The 19,675-nt window shown below is 64.8% G+C and carries 19 protein-coding genes; 1 reads left to right on the plus strand and 18 read right to left on the minus strand.

The annotated features are described in order from the left end of the window. Positions 1-2: 2 nt before the first annotated feature. Complete coding sequence (locus tag LKD37_RS05155; protein WP_302928208.1) at positions 3-326, plus strand: hypothetical protein; 324 nt, start codon at positions 3-5, stop codon at positions 324-326. A 247-nt stretch (positions 327-573) separates the two neighbouring features. Here the strand turns inward: LKD37_RS05155 and LKD37_RS05160 are convergent, their stop codons facing one another. The 18 genes from LKD37_RS05160 to LKD37_RS05245 form a co-directional block, all read right to left on the minus strand. Next, positions 574-1,965 (minus strand): aminopeptidase, encoded by a 1,392-nt coding sequence (locus tag LKD37_RS05160; RefSeq protein ID WP_302928209.1) that lies wholly within the window; start codon positions 1,963-1,965, stop codon positions 574-576. 15 nt (positions 1,966-1,980) lie between these two features. Further along, positions 1,981-3,603, minus strand: a complete 1,623-nt coding sequence (locus LKD37_RS05165; protein WP_302928210.1) for an L-threonylcarbamoyladenylate synthase — start codon at positions 3,601-3,603, stop codon at positions 1,981-1,983. Between the two features lie 18 nt (positions 3,604-3,621). Continuing rightward, entirely contained in the window at positions 3,622-4,260 is a 639-nt protein-coding gene (locus LKD37_RS05170; RefSeq protein ID WP_302928211.1) for a lactate utilization protein, read from the minus strand. A gap of 3 nt (positions 4,261-4,263) precedes the next feature. Then, positions 4,264-5,340, minus strand: a complete 1,077-nt coding sequence (gene prfA / locus LKD37_RS05175) for a peptide chain release factor 1 (RefSeq protein WP_302928212.1) — start codon at positions 5,338-5,340, stop codon at positions 4,264-4,266. A gap of 9 nt (positions 5,341-5,349) precedes the next feature. Then, positions 5,350-5,838, minus strand: coding sequence for a flavodoxin family protein (locus tag LKD37_RS05180; RefSeq protein WP_302928213.1), 489 nt, complete (start codon positions 5,836-5,838; stop codon positions 5,350-5,352). A gap of 14 nt (positions 5,839-5,852) precedes the next feature. Then, on the minus strand, positions 5,853-7,745 hold the full coding sequence (locus LKD37_RS05185) for an ABC-F family ATP-binding cassette domain-containing protein (RefSeq protein WP_302928214.1): 1,893 nt from the start codon (positions 7,743-7,745) through the stop codon (positions 5,853-5,855). 12 nt (positions 7,746-7,757) lie between these two features. Continuing rightward, complete coding sequence (locus tag LKD37_RS05190) at positions 7,758-9,113, minus strand: UDP-N-acetylmuramoyl-tripeptide--D-alanyl-D-alanine ligase (protein ID WP_302928215.1); 1,356 nt, start codon at positions 9,111-9,113, stop codon at positions 7,758-7,760. After that, positions 9,110-10,171 carry a D-alanine--D-alanine ligase family protein gene (locus tag LKD37_RS05195; RefSeq protein WP_302928216.1) on the minus strand — a complete coding sequence of 354 codons (1,062 nt, stop codon included), beginning with the start codon at positions 10,169-10,171 and terminating at the stop codon, positions 9,110-9,112. Before LKD37_RS05195 ends, LKD37_RS05190 begins: the two co-directional genes overlap by 4 nt. Positions 10,172-10,316: 145 nt before the next feature. Further along, positions 10,317-12,275, minus strand: a complete 1,959-nt coding sequence (locus tag LKD37_RS05200) for a complex I subunit 5 family protein (protein WP_302928251.1) — start codon at positions 12,273-12,275, stop codon at positions 10,317-10,319. Next, a complete protein-coding gene (locus LKD37_RS05205; protein WP_302928217.1) occupies positions 12,275-13,735 on the minus strand; it encodes a complex I subunit 5 family protein in 1,461 nt (486 codons plus the stop codon). Before LKD37_RS05205 ends, LKD37_RS05200 begins: the two co-directional genes overlap by 1 nt. A 13-nt stretch (positions 13,736-13,748) precedes the next feature. Beyond that, on the minus strand, positions 13,749-15,176 hold the full coding sequence (locus LKD37_RS05210) for a complex I subunit 5 family protein (RefSeq protein WP_302928218.1): 1,428 nt from the start codon (positions 15,174-15,176) through the stop codon (positions 13,749-13,751). A gap of 16 nt (positions 15,177-15,192) precedes the next feature. Continuing rightward, complete coding sequence (locus LKD37_RS05215) at positions 15,193-16,677, minus strand: complex I subunit 5 family protein (RefSeq protein ID WP_302928219.1); 1,485 nt, start codon at positions 16,675-16,677, stop codon at positions 15,193-15,195. Continuing rightward, complete coding sequence (locus LKD37_RS05220; RefSeq protein WP_302928220.1) at positions 16,674-17,069, minus strand: sodium:proton antiporter; 396 nt, start codon at positions 17,067-17,069, stop codon at positions 16,674-16,676. The genes LKD37_RS05215 and LKD37_RS05220 overlap by 4 nt, the downstream gene beginning before the upstream one ends. Then, on the minus strand, positions 17,069-17,968 hold the full coding sequence (gene mbhE, locus LKD37_RS05225) for a hydrogen gas-evolving membrane-bound hydrogenase subunit E (protein WP_302928222.1): 900 nt from the start codon (positions 17,966-17,968) through the stop codon (positions 17,069-17,071). Before mbhE ends, LKD37_RS05220 begins: the two co-directional genes overlap by 1 nt. After that, positions 17,952-18,245 (minus strand): Na(+)/H(+) antiporter subunit B, encoded by a 294-nt coding sequence (locus LKD37_RS05230; protein ID WP_302928223.1) that lies wholly within the window; start codon positions 18,243-18,245, stop codon positions 17,952-17,954. Before LKD37_RS05230 ends, mbhE begins: the two co-directional genes overlap by 17 nt. Then, the gene (locus LKD37_RS05235; protein ID WP_302928224.1) at positions 18,242-18,586 is read right to left on the minus strand and encodes a cation:proton antiporter; all 345 of its coding nucleotides are present in this window, start codon (positions 18,584-18,586) and stop codon (positions 18,242-18,244) included. The genes LKD37_RS05230 and LKD37_RS05235 overlap by 4 nt, the downstream gene beginning before the upstream one ends. Next, a complete protein-coding gene (locus LKD37_RS05240) occupies positions 18,576-18,899 on the minus strand; it encodes an MrpF/PhaF family protein (RefSeq protein WP_302928225.1) in 324 nt (107 codons plus the stop codon). Before LKD37_RS05240 ends, LKD37_RS05235 begins: the two co-directional genes overlap by 11 nt. Then, positions 18,890-19,366 (minus strand): Na+/H+ antiporter subunit E, encoded by a 477-nt coding sequence (locus LKD37_RS05245; protein ID WP_302928227.1) that lies wholly within the window; start codon positions 19,364-19,366, stop codon positions 18,890-18,892. Before LKD37_RS05245 ends, LKD37_RS05240 begins: the two co-directional genes overlap by 10 nt. Between the last annotated feature and the right edge of the window lie 309 nt (positions 19,367-19,675).

Genomic DNA, 19,675 nt, shown 5'->3' on the forward strand with positions numbered 1-19,675 from the left:
CCATGTATAACCGCTATATCCGCAACGACAACGGGGTATATGACCGGGTGCCCCAGCAGGAGACGGCCCCGCCGCCCCGTCCCGAACCCCGGACACAGCCGCCGCCCCCGCCGCCCAGGCCGGGGCCTCCTCCGCCCGGGCCGGAACCGGCTCCTCCCCCGCCTCCGGCCCCGGAGCGGCAGTTTCTGAACCGCTTGCTGGCGAAGCTGCACCTGGGGGACATGGACGCCGGGGATCTGCTGCTTCTCCTGATCCTGTTTTTCCTGTTCTATCAGAAGGCGGACGAGGAGGTCCTCATCGCCATCGGCCTGCTGCTGATTCTGTAAGAGACTGTCCCAAAAGGGCAAAGTCCTTTTGGGAGAAAAGGCTTGCAGCCTGCTGCGCGCATAATTGGTTCGCTGATGGCGAACCAATTCCACACTTGCAGCCTGAGAAGTATTTTCGGTCAGGTACACGCCCTGGCCGAAAATGATCCCATTTGCTTTACCGCCTGCGGGAAGCAAACTCTGCGAGGCTTTTTTAGCACTAAAAAACTGCGCTGCCGTAAGGCAGCGCAGTTTTTTATGGGGCGTTTTACGCGTTATAGACGGCCATGCAGCCCAGATAGTTCATGTAGCAATCCAGCTTGCCCACGGTTTCAAAGGGGGAGTGCATGCTCAGAACCGGCACACCGGCGTCGATGGTGGTGATGTTGCGGTTGGCCATATACTGGGCCACGGTGCCGCCGCCGCCGGCGTCGATCTTGCCCATCTCGCCGATCTGCCACACCACACCGGCGTTGTCCAGCACGCGGCGGACATAGGCCACGGTTTCGGCGTCGGCGTCGGAGGAGCCGCCCTTACCCCGGGCACCGGTATACTTGCAGATGCCCAGACCATAGTTCACCCGGGACTCGTTGCGCTTCTCATACACCTCGGCAAAATTGGGGTCATAGGCGGCGGTGACGTCGGAGGACAGGCAGAAGGAGCTTTCATAGCACACCCGCAGGCTGACGCCCTGGCTCTGGCACAGGTCCTCCATGAAGGTGTCGAAGAAGGCGGACTGCATACCGGTGACGCCCATGGAGCCAACCTCTTCCTTGTCGGCCAGCATGCACACGGCAGTCTTTTCGGGCACGTCGATGTCGAACAGGCCCTTCAGGGCGGCGTAGCCGCACACCCGGTCGTCGTGGCCGTATGCGCCGATGAGGCTGCGGTCCAGGCCCAGATCCGTGGCGTTGAAGGCGGGGACCACCTCCAGCTCGGCGGAGGTGAAGTCATCCTCGCAGATGCCGTACTTCTCGTGGAGCAGGTCCATGACCCGCAGCTTCACGCGGTCGCTGTCGCCCTCCTGGCCCAGGGGGCGGCTGCCCATGAGAATGTTCAGATTTTCGCCGGGAATGGCCTCGTTAAGGGGCTTCTTGCCCTGCTCCGCGCCCAGGTGGGGCAGCAGGTCGGTGATGACGAACTTGGGCTCGCTGCCCTGGCCCAGGACCACCTTCACCACGGTGCCGTCCCGCAGGACCACCACGCCCCGCAGCTCCAGGGGGATGGCCACCCACTGATACTTGCGGATGCCGCCGTAATAGTGAGTCTTGCCATAGGCAAAGTCGCTGTCCTCATACAGGGGATGGGGCTTGAAGTCCAGACGGGGGGAGTCAATGTGGCAGGCCACGATCTGCGCGCCGTGGGACAGGTCCTGGCGGCCGATCTTGGCCAGCATCACGCTCTTGCCCCGGTTCACGCGGTACACCTTGTCGCCGGGCTTCAGGCTCATGCCCCGCTGATAGGGGACATAGCCCTGGGCCTGGGCCAGCTGGATGGTGTAGTCGGTGCACTCCCGCTCGGTCTTACCGTTGTCCAGGTACTGCTTGTAGGTCTCGCAATAGGCCTCCATGGCCTCCAGGGCTGCCTGGTCCACCAGGTCATAGCCGTTTTTGGGGCTGGAGAACAGCTTTTCGCGCTTGGCCTTCATTTCGTCTGTCATGGTTCTGATTCCTCCTCAAATATGTTCGATTTCCCGGAGTATTTTCCGGAAGAAAATCCGTGCCTGATCCCGGAACTGCGCCGGACCGGCGCAGGTGTTTTCCAGGATATGGGAGCAGTGCTCCCGGTAAAAGCCGTCGGACGGCTGGGCGGAGATCCGCAGCCGGGCATAGTCCCGGCTGATGCCGTCCCGGGCCATGATGCGGCGGACCCGGTCCTCCGCCGGAGCCAGCACCGCCACGGTGCAGGCGCACAGCCGGTCCAGGCCGCTTTCCACCAGGTTGATGGCGTCCAGCCCCACCAGGGACTGTCCCGCCGCCCGGCGCATCAGCTCCGGCGGCAGGTATTCGTACACGATGGCGTTGAGCCGCCCCAGGGCGGCGGGGTCGGAGAACACGATGTTCCCCAGCTTCTGCCGGTCCAGGGTCCCGTCGGGGCCGAACACCGGGCCGAAGGCCCCTTCGATGGCCCCCCGCAGGGCGGGGTCTGTGCGGAGCATCTCGTGATACACGGCGTCGCAGTCCAGCACCGTGCCGCCCAGGTCCTCCAGGGCCGCCAGAGCGCTGGTTTTTCCCGCGCCGGTGCCGCCGGTGAGGCCGATGAGAATGGGCCGGTCGGCGTCCACCAGGTGGAAGCCTGCCGCCTTTTTCAGGCGGTTGGCCACCGCCAGACCCAGGCCCCCGTCATCGGGGCACTGGGCGAAAATTTCCGTGACGTCCGTGCCGTCGAAGGTGCGCAGGGCGTCGAAAACGTGCCGGGCCTGGGCGGATTTGTCCGCCGCCGGACCCAGACGATGGATGATGTGCCCGGCATACAGCGGGGCATACTCGTCGAAGCAGATGACCCCCGCCTGGTCCGACAGCAGGCCCAGGATGCGGCGGGCGCTGCGGTCCGGCGTGCCGGTAGCCACAGTGACCGGCGCGTGGGGGGCATAGTGCCGGTATTTCATCCCCGGGGCCCTGGGATGCTCTCCGGCGGCCAGCAGGCCGGTGACGGCCTTGTCCACGGATACCTCCCCCAGCACCTCCTCCAGGGCCTCCAGAGGCAGACCGCCGGGCCGCAGCAGCCGGGGCGGCGTCACCGTCAGGTCGATGATGGTGGACTCCACCCCCACGGTGCAGGGGCCGCCGTCCACGATGCCGTCGATTTTGCCGTCCATGTCCTCGATCATGTGGGCGGCGGTGGTGGGACTGGGACGGCCGGAGGTGTTGCCGCTGGGGGCGGCAATGGGCACCCCGGCGGCCCGGATGATGGCCAGGGTCACCGGGTGGTCCGGGCAGCGGACGCCCACCGTCTCCAGGCCGCCGGTGGTTTGCAGGGGAACGATATCCCGCCGGGGCAGGATCATGGTCAGGGGGCCAGGCCAGAACCGCTCCGCCAGGCGATAGGCCTCCGGCGGCACGTCCCGGCAGTATTGCTCCAGCCAGGAGGCGTCCGGCACATGGATGATCAGGGGATTGTCCTGGGGCCGCCCCTTGGCCAGGAAGGTCCGGACCACGGCGTCCTCGTTCAGGGCGTCGGCCCCCAGGCCGTATACGGTTTCCGTTGGGATGCCTACCAGGCCCCCCCGGCGCAGAATGGCCGCGGCCTCCTGTATGGCGGCCGGGTCCGATTCCGGGTGAAAAACAATGGTGTTCAAGTGGATCCCTCTTTTGCCTTAAAAGCCCAGATCCTCGCCCACCAGAATGACCTTGATGCGGCCGGCGGGACGACAGGCCCGGGTGATGACCATCTGGCAGCAGATGCAGTCGGAACTGGTGCAGTCGCCGCAGCTGCCGGTGACGGCGCAGGGGGTCTTGATATCGAAGCGCTGGGCGTTGGCGGGGGCCGCCACCTGGCGGGCCCGGGCAATGGCGCTGTCCAGATCGCCCATGACCTTGTTCATCCCGGCGATGACCAGGACGCTTTCTGGCCCAAAGCACAGGGCGGCCACCCGGTTGGCGTTGCCGTCAATGTTCACCAGCTGGCCGTCGGCGGAGATGGCGTTGCTGCTCATGATGAAGGTGCCGCAGGTCAGGGCCTGGCGCATCAGGGCCTGCTTTTCTTCGGGGGTCTTGCCGGTGTCCCGGTCGATGAGCTGATAGTCCCCCTGGTGCAGGCGGTCCATCAGGCCGATCTGGGCGGCGGTGGCGGTGCCGCCCCAGGACACGGTGCGGTCCTTGGGGATCAGGGTCAAGGCCAGCTCCAGGGCCTCCTGGGCGGTGGAGACATAGTGGGCCTCAAACCGGCGGCGGCGCAGGGCCTCGGCCACCTGGGGACCGGCCTTGTCATAACGGGTTTTGATGGGAGCTTCCATGGTTCATTCTCCTTTCTCTGCGCCCTCCTGCAGGCGCCTGGCCTGGTCGGCCAGGGTCAGCGCATCCACAAGGGGGTCCAGGTCGCCGTTGATAACGGCGGCAATGTTGAAATTTTTCACGTCCCCGGTAAGCCGGTGGTCGGTGACCCGGTTCTGGGGGAAGTTATAGGTGCGGATCTTGCCGGACCGGTCGCCGGTGCCCACCTGGCTTTTCCGCTGGGCGGCAATGGCGGCGTTCTGCTTCTCCTGTTGGGCCTCGTAGAGCTTGGAGCGCAGGATTTTCATGGCCCGGTCCTTGTTTTTATACTGGCTGCGCTCGTCCTGGCACTCCACCACCGTGCCGGTGGGCAGGTGGGTGATGCGGATGGCAGACTCGGTCTTGTTGACGTGCTGCCCGCCTGCGCCGGAGGAGCGGAAGGTGTCGATCTGCAGGTCCTTGGGGTCGATGGTGAACTCCACCTCCTCCGCCTCAGGCATCACGGCCACGGTGGCGGCGGAGGTCTGGATGCGGCCGGAGGACTCGGTTTCCGGCACCCGCTGGACCCGGTGGGTCCCGGCCTCGAATTTCAGGCGGGACCAGGCCCCCTGTCCCTCGATGGTGGCGCTGGCCTCCTTGACGCCGCCCAGCTCCGTGGTGTTTTCATACACCAGTTCCATGTTCCAGCCCCGGCGCTCGGCATACAGGGCGTACATCCGCAGCAGGTCCGCCGCAAACAGGGCCCCCTCCTCGCCGCCGATGCCGGCCCGGACCTCCAGGATGACGTTCCGGTCGTCGTTGGGGTCCCGGGGCAGCAGCAGGCGCTTGAGCTCCTCCGACAGGCGGTCCCGCTCCTGGCGTGCCCGGCGCAGCTCCTCCTGGGCCAGCTCCCGCATCTCGGGGTCCGTCAGCAGCTCCTGGGCCTGGGCACAGTCGTCTTCCGCCTGCTGCCAGGCCCGGAAGGCGGCTGCAATGGGGGTCAGCTCCTTCTGCTCCCGGCTCAGGCGGGTGAGCATCTCCCGGTCGGCGTATATCGCCGGGTCGGACAGCTGGCGCTCCACCTGGTCCAGCCGCCGGGCGATGGCTTGTAATTTCTCCAGCATACGGACTCCTTACTGGGCGTCCAGATAGCGGCGCACCTCGCCCACCAGCTTGTCCCGCCAGAACTCATATCCCACGGCTCCCGGCCGCAGGGATACCTCCAGCAGGTGGGGCCGGGCGGTGTACTGGTCCATCTGCTCATAAATCTCCTCATACTTCCGGGAGCTTTTCCGGGTCAGCACATAGGCTACCCTTTCCAGCTCCAGACCCCGGCGCTTCAGCAGCGCCCGGACCGGGGAGGCGCAGCGGCCCGCCCACACGGGGGTGCCCAGGATCACCAGCCGGTATTCGGACAGGGGGCGCTCCGTTTCATAGGGGGCCAGCGGCAGGGTGGCCCGGCGCATGGCGTCCATGCCGGAGCGGAGATAGCCCCGGGCGCCCTGGCGGTCCACACCGTCGGTAAGCTCCACCAGCTCCGCATCCAGGGCCTGGGCGATCTCCGTCATGGCCTGGCGGGTGGCGCCGGTGCGGGAGTAGTACATACACAAAATATCACGCATAATGGTCCTCCTGATTATTCCTCCAATTGCAGAGACAGCTCCTCCCAGCGGGCCATCTCTTGCTCCAGCTGAGCCTCCACATTCTGCTTTTCCCGATACAGCTCCTGGAGCTTTTCCACGTCGCAGGCGTTCTGTTCCATTTCGGCGTCCAGCTGGCGGCAGCGCTCCTCCAGCTTGGAGATGCCGGTTTCGCAGATGGTCAGCTGGCGGCGGGCGGCCTGCTTTTCCCGTCCGGCCCGAGGGGGCCGGGTGTCCTGCTTTTTCTTCTGGACCGGGGCGGGGGCGGGCTTTTTCTCCTCCGCCTTGGCAGCCCGGTACTGGGCAAAGCCCATGGGATAGTCGTTGATGGTACCCTCCGCCAGCTCCCAGACCCGTGTGGCGAAGCGGTTGATGAAATACCGGTCGTGGGACACGAACAGCAGGGTGCCGTCGAAGGCCTCCACCGCCTCCTCGATCCACTCCCGGGAGGCGATATCCAGGTGGTTGGTGGGCTCGTCCAGGATCAGGAAGTTGATCTCCTCGTCCATGAGCATGCACAGCCGCAGGCGGCTGAGCTCGCCGCCGGAGAGGACCGACACGCTTTTGAACACGTCCTCCCCCTGGAACTGATAGGCCGCCAGGCGGTTGCGGGCGGTCTGGGGCGTCATGCCCTTCTTTTCATAGAGCATGGTGTCAAGCAAGGAGCGCTCCGGGTGCTCAAAGTGGATGATCTGAGGCAGATAGGCCGCCCGGATGGCGGGCCCCATGCGGATGATGCCGCTGTCCACGGGCTCGGCCCCGGTGATCATGTTCAGCAGGGTGGTTTTCCCTGCGCCGTTTTCTCCCAGAAAGGCGATGCGCTCGCCGCCCTCCACCCGCAGGTACACGTCGGAAAACAGGGTGCGGTCACCGAAGGACTTGGACACGCCCTTCAGCTGCAGTACTTCGTCGCCCCGGAACTCCCGGCTGGCGAAGCGGGCGTCCATCTTCTTGGCCCGGGTGGGCTTGGACACGGTGCGCATGCGCTCAATGCGCTTTTCCATGGAAAAGGCCCGCTTGTGCAGGGCGTCGTTGCCCATAAAGGCCCACAGGTGCATCTGCTCCGCCGCCTTCTCCAGCTGTTGGATCTTGGCCTGCTCCTTCAGATACTGCTTCATGCGCTCCTGATAGCGGCGCTCCTTTTCAATGGCATAAAAGCTGTAGTTCCCGCTGTAAAACTCCGCCTTGCCGTCCAGAATTTCAATGATGCGGGTGACGGTGCGGTCCAGGAAATAGCGGTCGTGGGAGATGGTGACCACGGTGCCCCGGAAGGAGCGGATATAGTCCTCCAGCCACTCGGTGGCCTGCAGGTCCAGATGGTTGGTGGGCTCGTCCAGCAGGAGGATGTCCGTGTCCTCCAGGATCAGACGGCCCAGGTTCACCCGGGTTTTCTCCCCGCCGGACAGCTGGTCGAACAGTCTCCGCCGCATATCGCCGTCGATGGACAGGCCGTTGGAGACCTTGTTGACGGCGGTGTCGGTGTCATAGCCGCCCAGGCCCTCGAACCGGGCGGTGAGCTCGCCGTAGCGCCGCAGGGTCTGGGGATCGCTGTCCCCCTGCTCCATCTGCCGGGTCAGGCGGTCCATCTCCTCCTTCAGGGCGGTGGTGCGCTGAAAGGCGGAGCGCAGAACGTCCTCCACGGTGTATCCCGCGGGATACACCGGGATCTGGGAGATCAGGCCCACCCGGCGGCCCGGTGCAATGAGCACCTGGCCGGAGTCATAGTCCAGCTCCCCGGTGAGGATGTTGAACAGCGTGGATTTCCCCGCGCCGTTTTTGCCCAGCAGGCCCACTCGCTCACCGGTGTCGATCTGGAAGGACACACCGTCCAGTATTTTCTTTTCCAGGTCAAAGGACTTGACCAGGTCGGTTACGCTGATATCTATCATATGGCCGATTCGTTACATTTTTTCCAATTCACTGACAATTTTGCCGAATTCCATGGCGTGGGACGCCTTCACCAGCACGGCGGTGCCGGGGGTGAATTCCCGGCGCAGGGCCGGAAGGGCCTCCTCAATGGCGGCGAAATGCTGCGCCCGGGGACCGGCAGTCTGGGCGATGGCGGCGGCCTTGGGGCCGATGGCGATCACCGCGTCCAGCCCCAGCCGGGCGGTGGTGCGGCCCACCTGCAGGTGGGCGTCCCGGCTGATGGGGCCCAGCTCCCCCATGTCGCCCAGCACCGCCACCCGGCGGCGGCAGGCGGTGTCCGCCAGGATTTCCAGCGCCGCTTCCATGGCCTGGGGATTGGCGTTGTAGCAGTCGTCGATGATGAGCCGGTCCTCCGGCAGGCGGATGCGCCGCATACGGGAGCCGGTGGACACATACCCGGCCACGCCCTCGACGATCTCCTGCTCCGACAGGCCCAGATATTCGCCGATGGCCACGGCCATGGAGGCGGAGTAGATCATGTAGTCCCCGGGGGAGGGGATGGACAGCCGGTAGCTGCGGCGGGGGGTGGTGACGGTGCAGTCCAGGCCGTCGATGCCCCGGCGGACGATGTCCGTGACCCGGACATTGCAGTGTTCGCTCCTGCCGCAGCGGAGGGTCTCAAAGGGCAGGTCCAGGCCGTTGAGCAATGCATCGTCGCCGCACAGCACTGCCAGGCCGCCGGGGCGCAGGTGGTCGAAAATCTCGCACTTGGCCCGCAGGGTCCCCTGACGGGTGCCGCCCAGGTTTTCAATGTGGGCGTCGCCGACGTTGGTGATCACGGCGATGGTGGGCTGCACTAAGCTGCCCATATAGCGGATCTGGCCGAAGTGGTCCATGCCCGTTTCGATAACCGCCGCCTGATGGCAGGGCTCCAGCCGCAGCAGGGTCTGGGGCGTGCCGATGTGGTTGTTGAGATTGGCCTGGGTTTTCAGGGCCCGGAAATGCCGGGATAGCACCGAGGCGATCATCTCCTTGGTGGTGGTCTTTCCGGCGGAGCCGGTGACCTGTACCACGGGGATGTCATACAGCCCCCGGTACCAGGCTGCCAGAGCGCCCAGAGCCAGCGTGGTATCCTGGACCTGAATATAAAACTTGCCGGGCAGCAGGGTCTCCGGCTGCCGGCTGCACAGGCAGCCGACCGCTCCGGAGGACAGGGCCGTGTCGATGTAGTCATGCCCGTCGAACCGGGCTCCCACCAGGGGGATGAACAGGTCGCCGGAGGCGATCTGGCGGCTGTCGCTGGTGATGCCGGTGACGGTGCCGCCGCCGGTCTGAAGGAAGGTCCCGCCTACGGCACGGCAGATGTCCGCCGCCGGCAGGGGCCTCATGCCCGGCCTCCCTTGCGCAGGGCCAGGGACTCGTCTACAATGCGCTGGCACAGGTCGCCGTAGCTCAGGCCCACCTGGGCCGCCTCCTGGGGCACCAGGCTGGTGGGGGTCATGCCGGGCAGGGTGTTGATCTCCAGGCACCAGAAGTTCCCCTCCTCATCCAGAATGAAGTCCGCCCGGGAATAGACGCCCAGGTCCAGGGCCCGGTGCAGGCGCAGGGCCAGCTCGCCCACGGTGCGCCACTGCTCCTGGGTGATGGGGGCGGGGCAGATCTCCTGGGCGCCGTCCTTCTGATACTTGCAGAAATAGTCGAAATAGGCCCCCCGGGGGATGATCTCCACGGCGGGGAGATAGGTGTCGCCCAGAACGGCCACCTGGATCTCCCGGCCCTTGATCTTCTTCTCCACGATGACGTGGTTTCCGTAGGCCAGCATCCGCTCCAGGGTCTGGGCCAGCTCCTCCCGGGTGTCCGGCAGCTCCACGCCGATGGAGCTGCCGCCGTTGATGATCTTCACGGCGCAGGGCACCGGCAGCTCCCGGGCCAGACGGGGAATGTCCTCCCGGGTATAGCGCACGTCGTGCCAGGGGGCGGTGGGTACACCGGCGGCGTCCATGATGCGCTTGGTGACGGATTTGTCCATGGCCATGCCGCTGCCCAGATAGCCGCTGCCGGTATAGGGCACGCCCAGCAGGTCCAGGGTGGCCTGAATCCGTCCGTCCTCGCCGCAGGCGCCGTGCAGGGCCAGGAACACCAGGTCTGCCATGGCGCACACCGTCAGAACGTCCTTGCCCAGCATGGAAGGGCCCTGATCCCGGCGACTGCGGCGCACGGCCTCCAGGTCCGGCTCGGTGGAGTGGACCCGGTTGTCGCCGCACAGGCCGTCCGGCGCGTCGAAGATATCCGCCAGGCTGCCGTTGTAATCCTCCAGCCCCAGGAACATATCCACCAGGATGGCCTGGTGGCCCCGCTCCCGCAGGGCGCGGCACACGCCGGTGCCGCTGGTCAGAGATACCTGCCGCTCGGTGCTGAGGCCGCCGGCCAACACTACGATTTTCATATACAATCCCTCATTTCTCACGGGGGTACACGCCCCCGGAATGCTATCATATCAATATAGCAGTATATCACACCAACCGGGCAAATACAACTGTTTCCTGCGCAAACAAAAGAGCTGCCGCGAGGCTGCGGCAGCTCTTTTGCAATCAGAAAACGTACAGCAGGATGCACACCAGGACGACGCACAATCCCAGGCAGGCCATCAGCAGGGCATAGGACAGGCTGCCCTCCATCCGGCGGATGGTGTCCAGGATGGTGCCCAGCCGGTCGGCGGCCTCCTGCTCCGTGCGCTGTCCGCCGTGGGTCATGGCGTGGAGCACGGCGCTGCGGGGGGATTTCCGGCGGCGGGGACGGGAGTCCCGCAGGAAGGTCCGCCGGGCCACCAGCACCAGGAAGTCCAGCGCGTCGCATACCGCCCGCATCACCACGTTCAGCACCCGGTACAGGCCCCGGATAGCCGGGCGGTATACCCGGTCCTCCAGGCTCAGCCAGCGGGGCCAGCGCTCCAGGTACACCACCTGGCCCTCCCGGCGGTCCATAAGCACCAGGCGGATGAACAGGAAGTACACCGCCATGCCGATGGTCAGGGAGATGGCCACGCCCTTGAGATTTTCCCAGGCCAGGTAGTGAACGGCGTGGCCGAAGGGGTGTCCGCCCACGAAGGGCAGGGCCAGGGCGGCCACCGGCTCCGCCAGTACATGGGGCAGCAGTCCCAGCACCGGCAGAGGCAGCGCCGCCAGGATCAGCGCCGCCGTGGTGGCGGGGGTGCCCCAGGTCCTGCCGGTGGAGGCGGCGGGCTTCTGCCAGAACAGCGCCGCGTAGATTTTGGTCAGATACGCCGCCGTCAGGCCGCCGGAGAACAGAAACAGCCACTCCACCGCCGTAACGCCCAGACTGCCGCTTTCGGCGGCCAGCTCCACCAGGGATTCGTGGACCAGGGTCTTACTGATATACCCCAGGAAGCCCGGGATACCCGCCAGGGAGCAGGCCCCGCACAGAAACAGGATATGCAGCAGGGGCTTGCCCCGGCCGAAGCCCCGGATCTGGTTCAGGTCCAGGGCGTGGGTGTTGCAGTACACCACGCCGGCCAGCAGAAACAGGGTCAGCTTCACCAGGGAGTGGTTCATCATATACAGCACCGTGCCGTGGGCGGCCAGGGCGTTGTGCTGCCCCAGCAGGGCCAGCGCCGCCGTGCCCACCAGGATAAAGCCGATTTGGGACAGGGAGGAGCAGGCCAGAATATACTTGAGGTTGTTGGAGAACACGGCGATGGCCGCGCCCAGCACCATGGTCACCGCCCCCAGCGCCAGCAGCAGGACGCCCCACCGGTGCTCGCCGGGGAGAAGGTCCGCCGTGATGATCAGGGCACCGAAGATGCCCGCCTTGGTGAGGACGCCGGACAGCAGGGCGCTGGCCGGGGCTGGGGCCACCGGGTGGGCCTTGGGCAGCCAGATGTGCAGCGGGAACACGCCCGCCTTGGCCGCAAAGCCGAAGAGGATGCACAGCGCCGCCGCCCACAGCTGGGAGCGGTCCGCCACCCCGGCGCAGAGGCCGGGCAGGTCGGCAATGACCAGGGTGCCGGTAAGGCGGTACAGCAGGAACAGGCCCATCAGGGTCACAAGGCCGCCCAGCACCGCAATGGTCAGATAGGTCTTTCCCGCGTCCAGGGCGTCGGGGGACTCCTCCTGCACCACCCAGGCATAGGAGCTGAGGCTCATCAGCTCGAAGAACAGGAAGGTGGTGTACAGGTCCGCCGACAGGAACACGCCCATGGTGAAGCTCAGGCACAGCAGGAAGAAGAAGTGGTAGCGCCGCAGATGGTGATGGCCCCGGAAATACTGGGGCGTCAGCAGGGCTGACACGAACCACATGAAGCTCACCACCAGCCCATAGATGCACCGGAAGCCGTCCAGGGTGAAGCGGATGCCGCACAGGGGGATATCCAGGGATTCGCCGAACCGGGTGCATACAGCCAGCACCATCACAAGAAGCGTCAGCCCCGTGACGGCGCAGGACCAGCGACCCAGCCCGGATTCGCTTTCGCTGCGGGTCAGCAGCAGGGGAAGGGCCCCCGCCAGGGGCAGCAGGATCAGAAGAAGCAGCATCACAGGCCCACCGCCTTTCCGATCACGTCCAGCAGCCACTGGGGGAACAGGCCCATCAGCAGGCAGGCTGCCGCCAGGATGGCGGTGGGGACGGTCATCATCCAGCCCGCCTCATGAGCGGAGCCCTCCGGAATGGCCGGGGCCTCCGTCCGGGGGAACCAGGCTTTCAGCACCACCTGGAACATATACACCGCCGTCAGCAGGGCCGACACCAGCAGAGCTGCGAAGCCCACCAGCGGCAGCGCCGCGCCGGTGTCCACCGCCGCCTGGGCGATGTACCACTTGCTGACAAAGCCGTTGAAGGGGGGGATCCCCGTCAGGGCGCAGGCCGCCGCCGTGAAGCAGGCGAAGGTCACCGGCATATACCGGCCCAGGCCCTCCAGCTGGGGCACATACTCCCGGTGGGCGTAGTGCAGCACCGCACCGGCGGTGAAGAAGGCCATGATCTTCACCACCGAGTGGACGATCAGGTGCAGGAACGAGGCGGCCAGGGCCTGGGTGGTCATCAGGGCGGCGGCGAACAGGATGTACGACAGGTTCGACACCGTGGAATAGGCCAGCCGCAGCTTGAAGTGCCGCTGCTTCAGGGACATACAGGAGCCGTATACAATGGTGATGATGGGCAGCAGCAGCGCCAGCTGCTGGGCCCAGGTACCGGACAGAATGTCCGGGCCGAAGCTGTAATAGATCAGGCGGATGCAGGCGAAGGCACCGGCCTTTACCACCGCCACCGCGTGGAGCAGGGCCGTGACGGGGGTGGGGGCCACCGCCGCCGAGGGGAGCCAGCCGTGCAGCGGCCAGATGGCGGCCTTGACGCCGAAGCCCACAAAGGACAGGGCAAACACCGCCAGCAGCATGGACAGATCTCCGTCATAGCCTGCCAGATGGCCGCCCAGGGTGAAGTCCACCGCATCGTGGATGGCCAGGAACACCAGGCCGATAAACGCCAGGGCCGCGCCGGAGATGGAGTAGACTAGGTACTTGATGCCGGCCTTTTTGGCGGCCCTGGTCATGGGCTGCATCACCAGCGGCAGGGTGGCCAGGGTCAGCAGCTCATAGAACAGGTACATGGTCATCATATTGGCGGAGAAGGCGATGCCCAGGGTCACGCCGAAGGAGGCCGTGAAGAAAGCCCAGAACATATGCAGATGCTTCTCGTGGCGCATGTAGTCAAAGCCATAGAGCATGGTGAAGGGCCAGAGGGTGGCCGACAGTCCGGCAAACAGCCGGGCCGCGCCGTCCATGCGGAAGGCGATGGTCAGCCGGTGGGAAAAGTGCAGCAGGGTGAAGGTGCCGTCATCGCACAGGAGGATGGCCGCCCAGGCCAAGGCCGTGGTGCCCAGGATCAGGAGGCTGTATACCAGGCGGCGGCAGCTCTCGCTGCGGATGGGCAGGAAATAGGACAGCAGACCCAGCACCAGCGGCAGAAACACCGGCAGCAGGAGAAGGATTCCGTTCATATGGCGCACCTCCTTACAGAATGGACCCGGTGATGTGCTCCATCACGGGGACAGTGATGCCGGACAGCAGGCCCAGGATCAGGCTGGCTGCGGCGAACAGTGCCAGGGACAGCACCAGCAGCAGCGGCTCCCGGACCCGGCTCTGGGCCGGGAAATCCTGCCCCGGAAAGAAGGCGCGGCACAGCGGCGGAAACAGATAGGCTGCCGTCAAAAGCGCCGAGATCAGCAGCACCGCCGGAATGATATAGCACAGGGGGGCGGACATGCCGTCCAGGGCTCCCAGAGCCAGATACCATTTGCTGAAGAAGCCGCCGAAGGGGGGGATGCCCACCAGGGACAGAGCCAGGGCGGCGAAGCAGCCCATGGTGACGGGGATCCGGCGGCCCAGACCCGGGAAGCCGTCGATGGTTTCCGTGCCCGTCAGGAAAATGATGGAGCCGGCGGACTGGAACACGCCGATCTTGGCCAGGGCGTGGAACAGCAGCTGCAAAAGCCCCCCCAGCAGACCCACCGGAGTCATAAGGAATACGCCCAGCAGCACGTAGGAGATCTGGGAAATGCTGGAATAGGCCAGACGCTTTTTCAGGCCGTTTTCCGTGCAGCCCATAAACGAGCCCATGAAAATGGTCACCAGGGTCAGAACGATGCACACGGTCTGGACCCAGGTGCCCCGCAGGGCCTCCGCGCCCACGGTGAAGTAAATGACCCGGATGGCGGCGATGGCCCCCACCTTGGCGATGATGCCGGAGAGCAGAGCATGGGCCGGAGCCGGGGCCACGGGATGGGCCGAGGGCAGCCAGTTGTGCAGGGGGTACAGACCCGCCTTGGCCCCGAAGCCCAGCAGCATCAGAAACGACGCAGCCAGCAGGGTAGGAGAGAGCGTCTGGAAATAGCCGCCACGGAGAAAGGCCAGGGAGGATTGCTGGGCCAGCAGCACCACGCCGAACAGGGCGATGAAGCCGCCGCAGACGGAGTAGTACAGGTATTTTACCGCGCCCAGCAGGGCCTTGGGCCGCTGGGTGTGCAGCACCAGGGGGAAGGACAGCAGGGTGGTGAGCTCATAAAACAGGTACAGAGTTACCAGATCCGCCGCCAGGGCCGCGCCCAGCACCGCCGCCTCCGTCAGCATCAGAAATGCGTAGAAACGGGGATGGTGCCCCTCGTGGGTCATGTAGACGGAGGCGTAGGGGATGGTCAGCAGCCAGCACACGGCGGTCAGCAGACAGAAGAACCGGCCCAGGCCGTCCAGCCGCAGGGAAAACGTCAGGTCGGCGGTCATGTGCCACACCGGTGTGGCCGTGTCGCCCAGGGTGCAGGCAGCAATCAGCAGCGCGAGCAGCAGGGCCTGGCCCACGGATAGGATCACCGTGCGGACCCGGTCGTTCCGGATCAGGCTCAGGGCCGCCATAGCCAGCGGCAGCAGGAGAATCAGATATAACATATTCGTCTCCTCCCTTTCACTGACAGAACAGGTCCATGCCCTGGCGGAACAGGTCCATGAGCCCGTAGGACCGCAGGCCAACAGCGATGTTCAGGGCCGCAAACACCAGGCCCGGCACGGCGGCCCATTTCAGGCGGCGGTCCCGCTTTTCTCCGGCCTCCGGCACCCAGAGCAGCAGCGTGGTGTACAGGAAATACAGCACGTTCAGCAGGGTGGACAGGGCCAGCGCCAGCAGCACCGCCCAGGTCCGCCAGCCCATATGGAAGGCCGCGGCGGCAAAGTACAGCTTGGGGATGAAGCCCGCGAAGATGGGAATGCCCACCATGGACAGGGCTCCCACGGTGAATACGCAGCCGGCAGCGGGGTCCCGGTGGGCGGCACCCCGGAGGCTGTTGAAGTCCTGATGCCCGCCGGAGACGGCCATCAGGTTCGCACCGGACAGAAACAGCATGGGCTTGGTCAGGGCATGGGACACGATCTGGAACAGCACCGCCCCCAGGGCGGCCTCCGTTCCCATGCCCAGGCCCATGTAGATGTAGCCGATCTGGGCGGCGGAGGAGAAGGCAATCATGGTGGTGAGCCGCCGGGCGAAAATGGCGGAGACGGACCCGGCGATCATGCCGCCGATGCCGAACAGCAGCAGCACCGTCTGGATGCCGGAGGCGGCGAACACGTCAATGCCGATGACCTGGTAGATGACCTTGATGAGAAACACGATATACCCCTTGGACACCACGCCGGACAGGATGCCAGAGGAGGCCGGGGTGGCCTGGCCGTAGGTATCCGGCATCCACAGGTGGAAGGGGAACAGGCCGCTTTTGATGGCCAGTCCCGCCGTTATCAGGCCCAGGGACATGGTCACGGAGAACCGGTGCCCGCCGGAGGCCCATAGGTCCGCGATGGCGGTGTGCAGCTGGGGGAACAGCAGGTGGCCGGTGACGGAATAGGTGAAGATGACGCCGATCAGGAACAGGCCGGAGCCCATCAGGGCGAAGATCATGTACCGGGCGGAGGCGATCAGGGCGCGCCCGCCCCGGCGCACCGACAGCAGGGCGCAGGAGGCGATGGTCAGCACCTCGATGAACACATAGCCGGTGAAAATGTCGTTGGTGTAGCACAGGGCCACCAGCGCCACATGGGCCAGGTCCACCATGACCCAATAGAGCTTCTGCTTGTCGGCTGGAACGTCCTGCAGGATGCGGCGCATACCGCCCAGCACGCTCAGCAGCATGACCCCGGCAAACAGCATGGCCAGGAAGGACTCCAGGATCCCTGCCGTCAGCTCGTTGCCCCAGGGGGCGGGGTAGTGACCCATCATATAGGAGTAGCGAACGTGGTGAACGGTGCAGTAGACCAGGAGGGAGCCCTGGAGCACCACGCTGGCAGACAGCAGGAAGATGCTCAGCCGCCGGGCCCACCGGGCGTTGGCGGCAAAGGACACCACGGCGCACACCAGGGACAGAATGATGGAGAAGAAGGGAAAATTCTGCACAAAGCTCATTGCTCGCCGTCCTCCTTCTGCCGCTTTTTGTGGGACATCATCATATACAGCTTGTCCATGTCCAGGGTGCGGTAGGTCTGGTAAATGCGGACGGTCAGGGACAGCATCACAGCCGACACACTGACGGACACCACGATGCCCGTCAGCACCAGGCCCGCGGGGATGGGGTTGACGTAGTGCTCCATAGAGGTGACGCCGTCCACGATGATGGGAACGGTGCGGCCGGTGATATAGCCCCGGTCCGCCAGCAGCAGGAACACGCCGGAATCCATAATGTCCAGGCCGATGACCTTTTTCAGCAGATTCCGGTCGAACAGCAGCATGCAGAAGCCGATGACGAACACCAGAATGGCCACCACCAGCTCATAGTTGGAAGCGAGGGCCTTCAGCATCACAGCTCCCCCCTTCTGAAATACATATAGAAGCTATACATGGTGCAGCACACCACGAAGCCCACGGCCACATTCAGGGGCAGGATCAGTCCGGCGGACAGGATGCGCCCGGGGGTGCCGGGGGAGATGATGGAGTGCAGGTGGTTGGCGCCGGTATAGAAGGAGTAGCTCTTGGCCAGGCAGTAAAAGCCCAGGGAGCACAGCACCACCGTCTGGAGCCGCCGGGGCCGCAGCACGGCGGAGGCCGCACCGTCGCCCCACACCATGGCAAACAGCATCAGTCCGGCCGCCAGAATGGAGCCGCCGGAGAAGCCGCCGCCGGGGGACAGGTGGCCGTTGAGCAGGATGTAAATGCCGAACACCAGGATCACCGGGATCAGGAACCTGCACATGGGGGCCACAATGGGGTCCGAGGCATAGTCCACCACGTCGGGCTGCCGGAGCCAGCGCTTTTTGCCGGAGCGGTTGAGCAGGATGGTCACGGCGCACATGGCGGTGAACAGCACAAAGGATTCGCCCAGGGTATCGAAGGCACGGTAGTCCAGGATCATGCCCGCCACGGTGTTCACCGCGCCGGTCTCCTCCGTGCCCTGCTCCACATAGCGCCGGGCCACCTCGTTGACGGTGGGGGCGGTGTCGGAGCCGTAGGGGGGCAGGTCCGCCGCCGTCAGCAGCATGAGGGCCGACAGCACCACGCACAGAAGGCCTGCCAGCACGTTGTACAGCCGCAGGGACCGGTGGACTCCCTGCTCCACCAGCGTCCGGTCCCGGCGGGGGGTCGGATGAGCGGAGACGTTTTCAGCCGGACACTCCGGAGGCTCCTTTTGCAGCTGCTCGGACAGGTCCAGGCCGCCGTGGAGCCAGAGCTGCACCAGGGAGGGCTCAGAGGGTGTCGTCATGGTGGTCCTCCTCTCTGCGGGCCTCGTGCTCCGCGTCCTTGTCAATGAGGTTGATACGCCGCAGGGTCAGGAAGAACAGGATGCCTGTGATCCCCGCGCCCACGGCGGCCTCGGTGATGGCCAGGTCCGGGGATTCCAGCAGCAGCCACACCACGGACATGATAATGGAATAGGCCATATAGATGATAACAGCCCGCATGGGCTTTCGCACCAGCGCCGTGGCCACGGCGCAGATCACCAGCCCCGCCAGCAGGAGAATGCGGAAGGTCGTGCTCATGCTCTGTCCTCCTGTTCTCCGTCGGGCAGCTCCAGGTGCTGCTCCAGATTCTGGTTCACCCGGTACTCAAACTGGGCCAGCATATGGCCAGACAGGGGAGAGGTGCACCACTGGAGGATCACCATCAGCAGCAGCTTCCACAGCACCGGGCGCAGGCCCACCGCCAGCATCACCGCCAGCACCAGCAGGGAAAGACCCAGGGTGTCGGCTATGGAGGCGGCATGGAGCCGGTTCAGGGAAAAGTCAAAGCGGAACAGGCCCACGATGGCGGTCAGCAGGGCGAAGCACCCGGCCAGCACGCACAGAGCCGCCAGGCCGAAGCGGATCCATTCACCGATCATGCGATTCGTCCTCCCTCTCGTCCTGCCGCTTGTACTGGTACAGGTTGATGTAAATGCGGCACAGCAGCATCACCGCGATAAACGACAGCACCACATACACGATGGCCACGTCCACCAGGTAGTCCTCCCCCAGCAGATAGGCCAGGATGGCGATGATAATGGCCACCAGCGTGCCGGTAAGGTTGATGCCGATGATGCGGTCCACCGTCAGCCTGGCCCGGATGATATACACCATCACTGCCAGCAGGCCCAGACCCAGAAGCACCAGAGCGCCCCAGAACAGATCGTGATAGCACTGTTGGATCAGTTCCATTCCGGGCCCTCCATTTTCCGCAGGAGCCGGGTCAGACTCCAATCCGGGATGTCGGCGGCATGAGCCTTATTCAGGCACAGCACCAGGTAGTCCTCTCCTTCCTGGCGCACCGTCACAGTGCCGGGGGTCAGGGTGATGGAGTTGGACAGCAGCATCCGGGAGACGGGCTTTTCCAGGGGCGCGTGGACCCGGACGATGGCAGGGTGATAGTCCGGCTTCCGGGACCAGATCACCCGCATCACAGCCAGGTTGGCCCGGATGATCTCCCGCACAAGGATCGCACCGTAGACAACATAGCCGCCCAGGCGCTTCAGAAAACGCCGCTCCGTCTGAGGCCGGCAGCCCAGGGCAGCCACGCAGAACGCGTAGACCGCCGCCGTGACCACCACGCCGAACAGGCAGATCTCCAGCGTGACTTTTCCGTTCAGGATCAGCCACAGCAGGAACAAAAAGATACACATGACCATGGGGGTTCCTCATTCCTCTCTCACACACATAGCGTGAATGTTAAGATTTTTTCGCACACGGCGCAAAAAACTTCATACAAAAGTTATTTTACCATGTATGCAGAAATAAAGTCAATAAAAACCGGGAATTTGCCGGGAAAAGATGAAAAAGCCGTCAATTGGCGTGCATAATTTCCCAAACGTATCCCGCGCCGCAGCGCCTGCCCGGTCAGATATTTCCAATCCGAAAAATGTAGCAATTGCAACAGACAAATACCGGATTCCGGCGTATACTGCCGGATGTACCATAAAATAAGGAGGAATCATTTC

The organism is Brotocaccenecus cirricatena, from assembly GCF_020687045.1.
Classification (GTDB): domain Bacteria; phylum Bacillota; class Clostridia; order Oscillospirales; family Oscillospiraceae; genus Vescimonas; species Vescimonas cirricatena.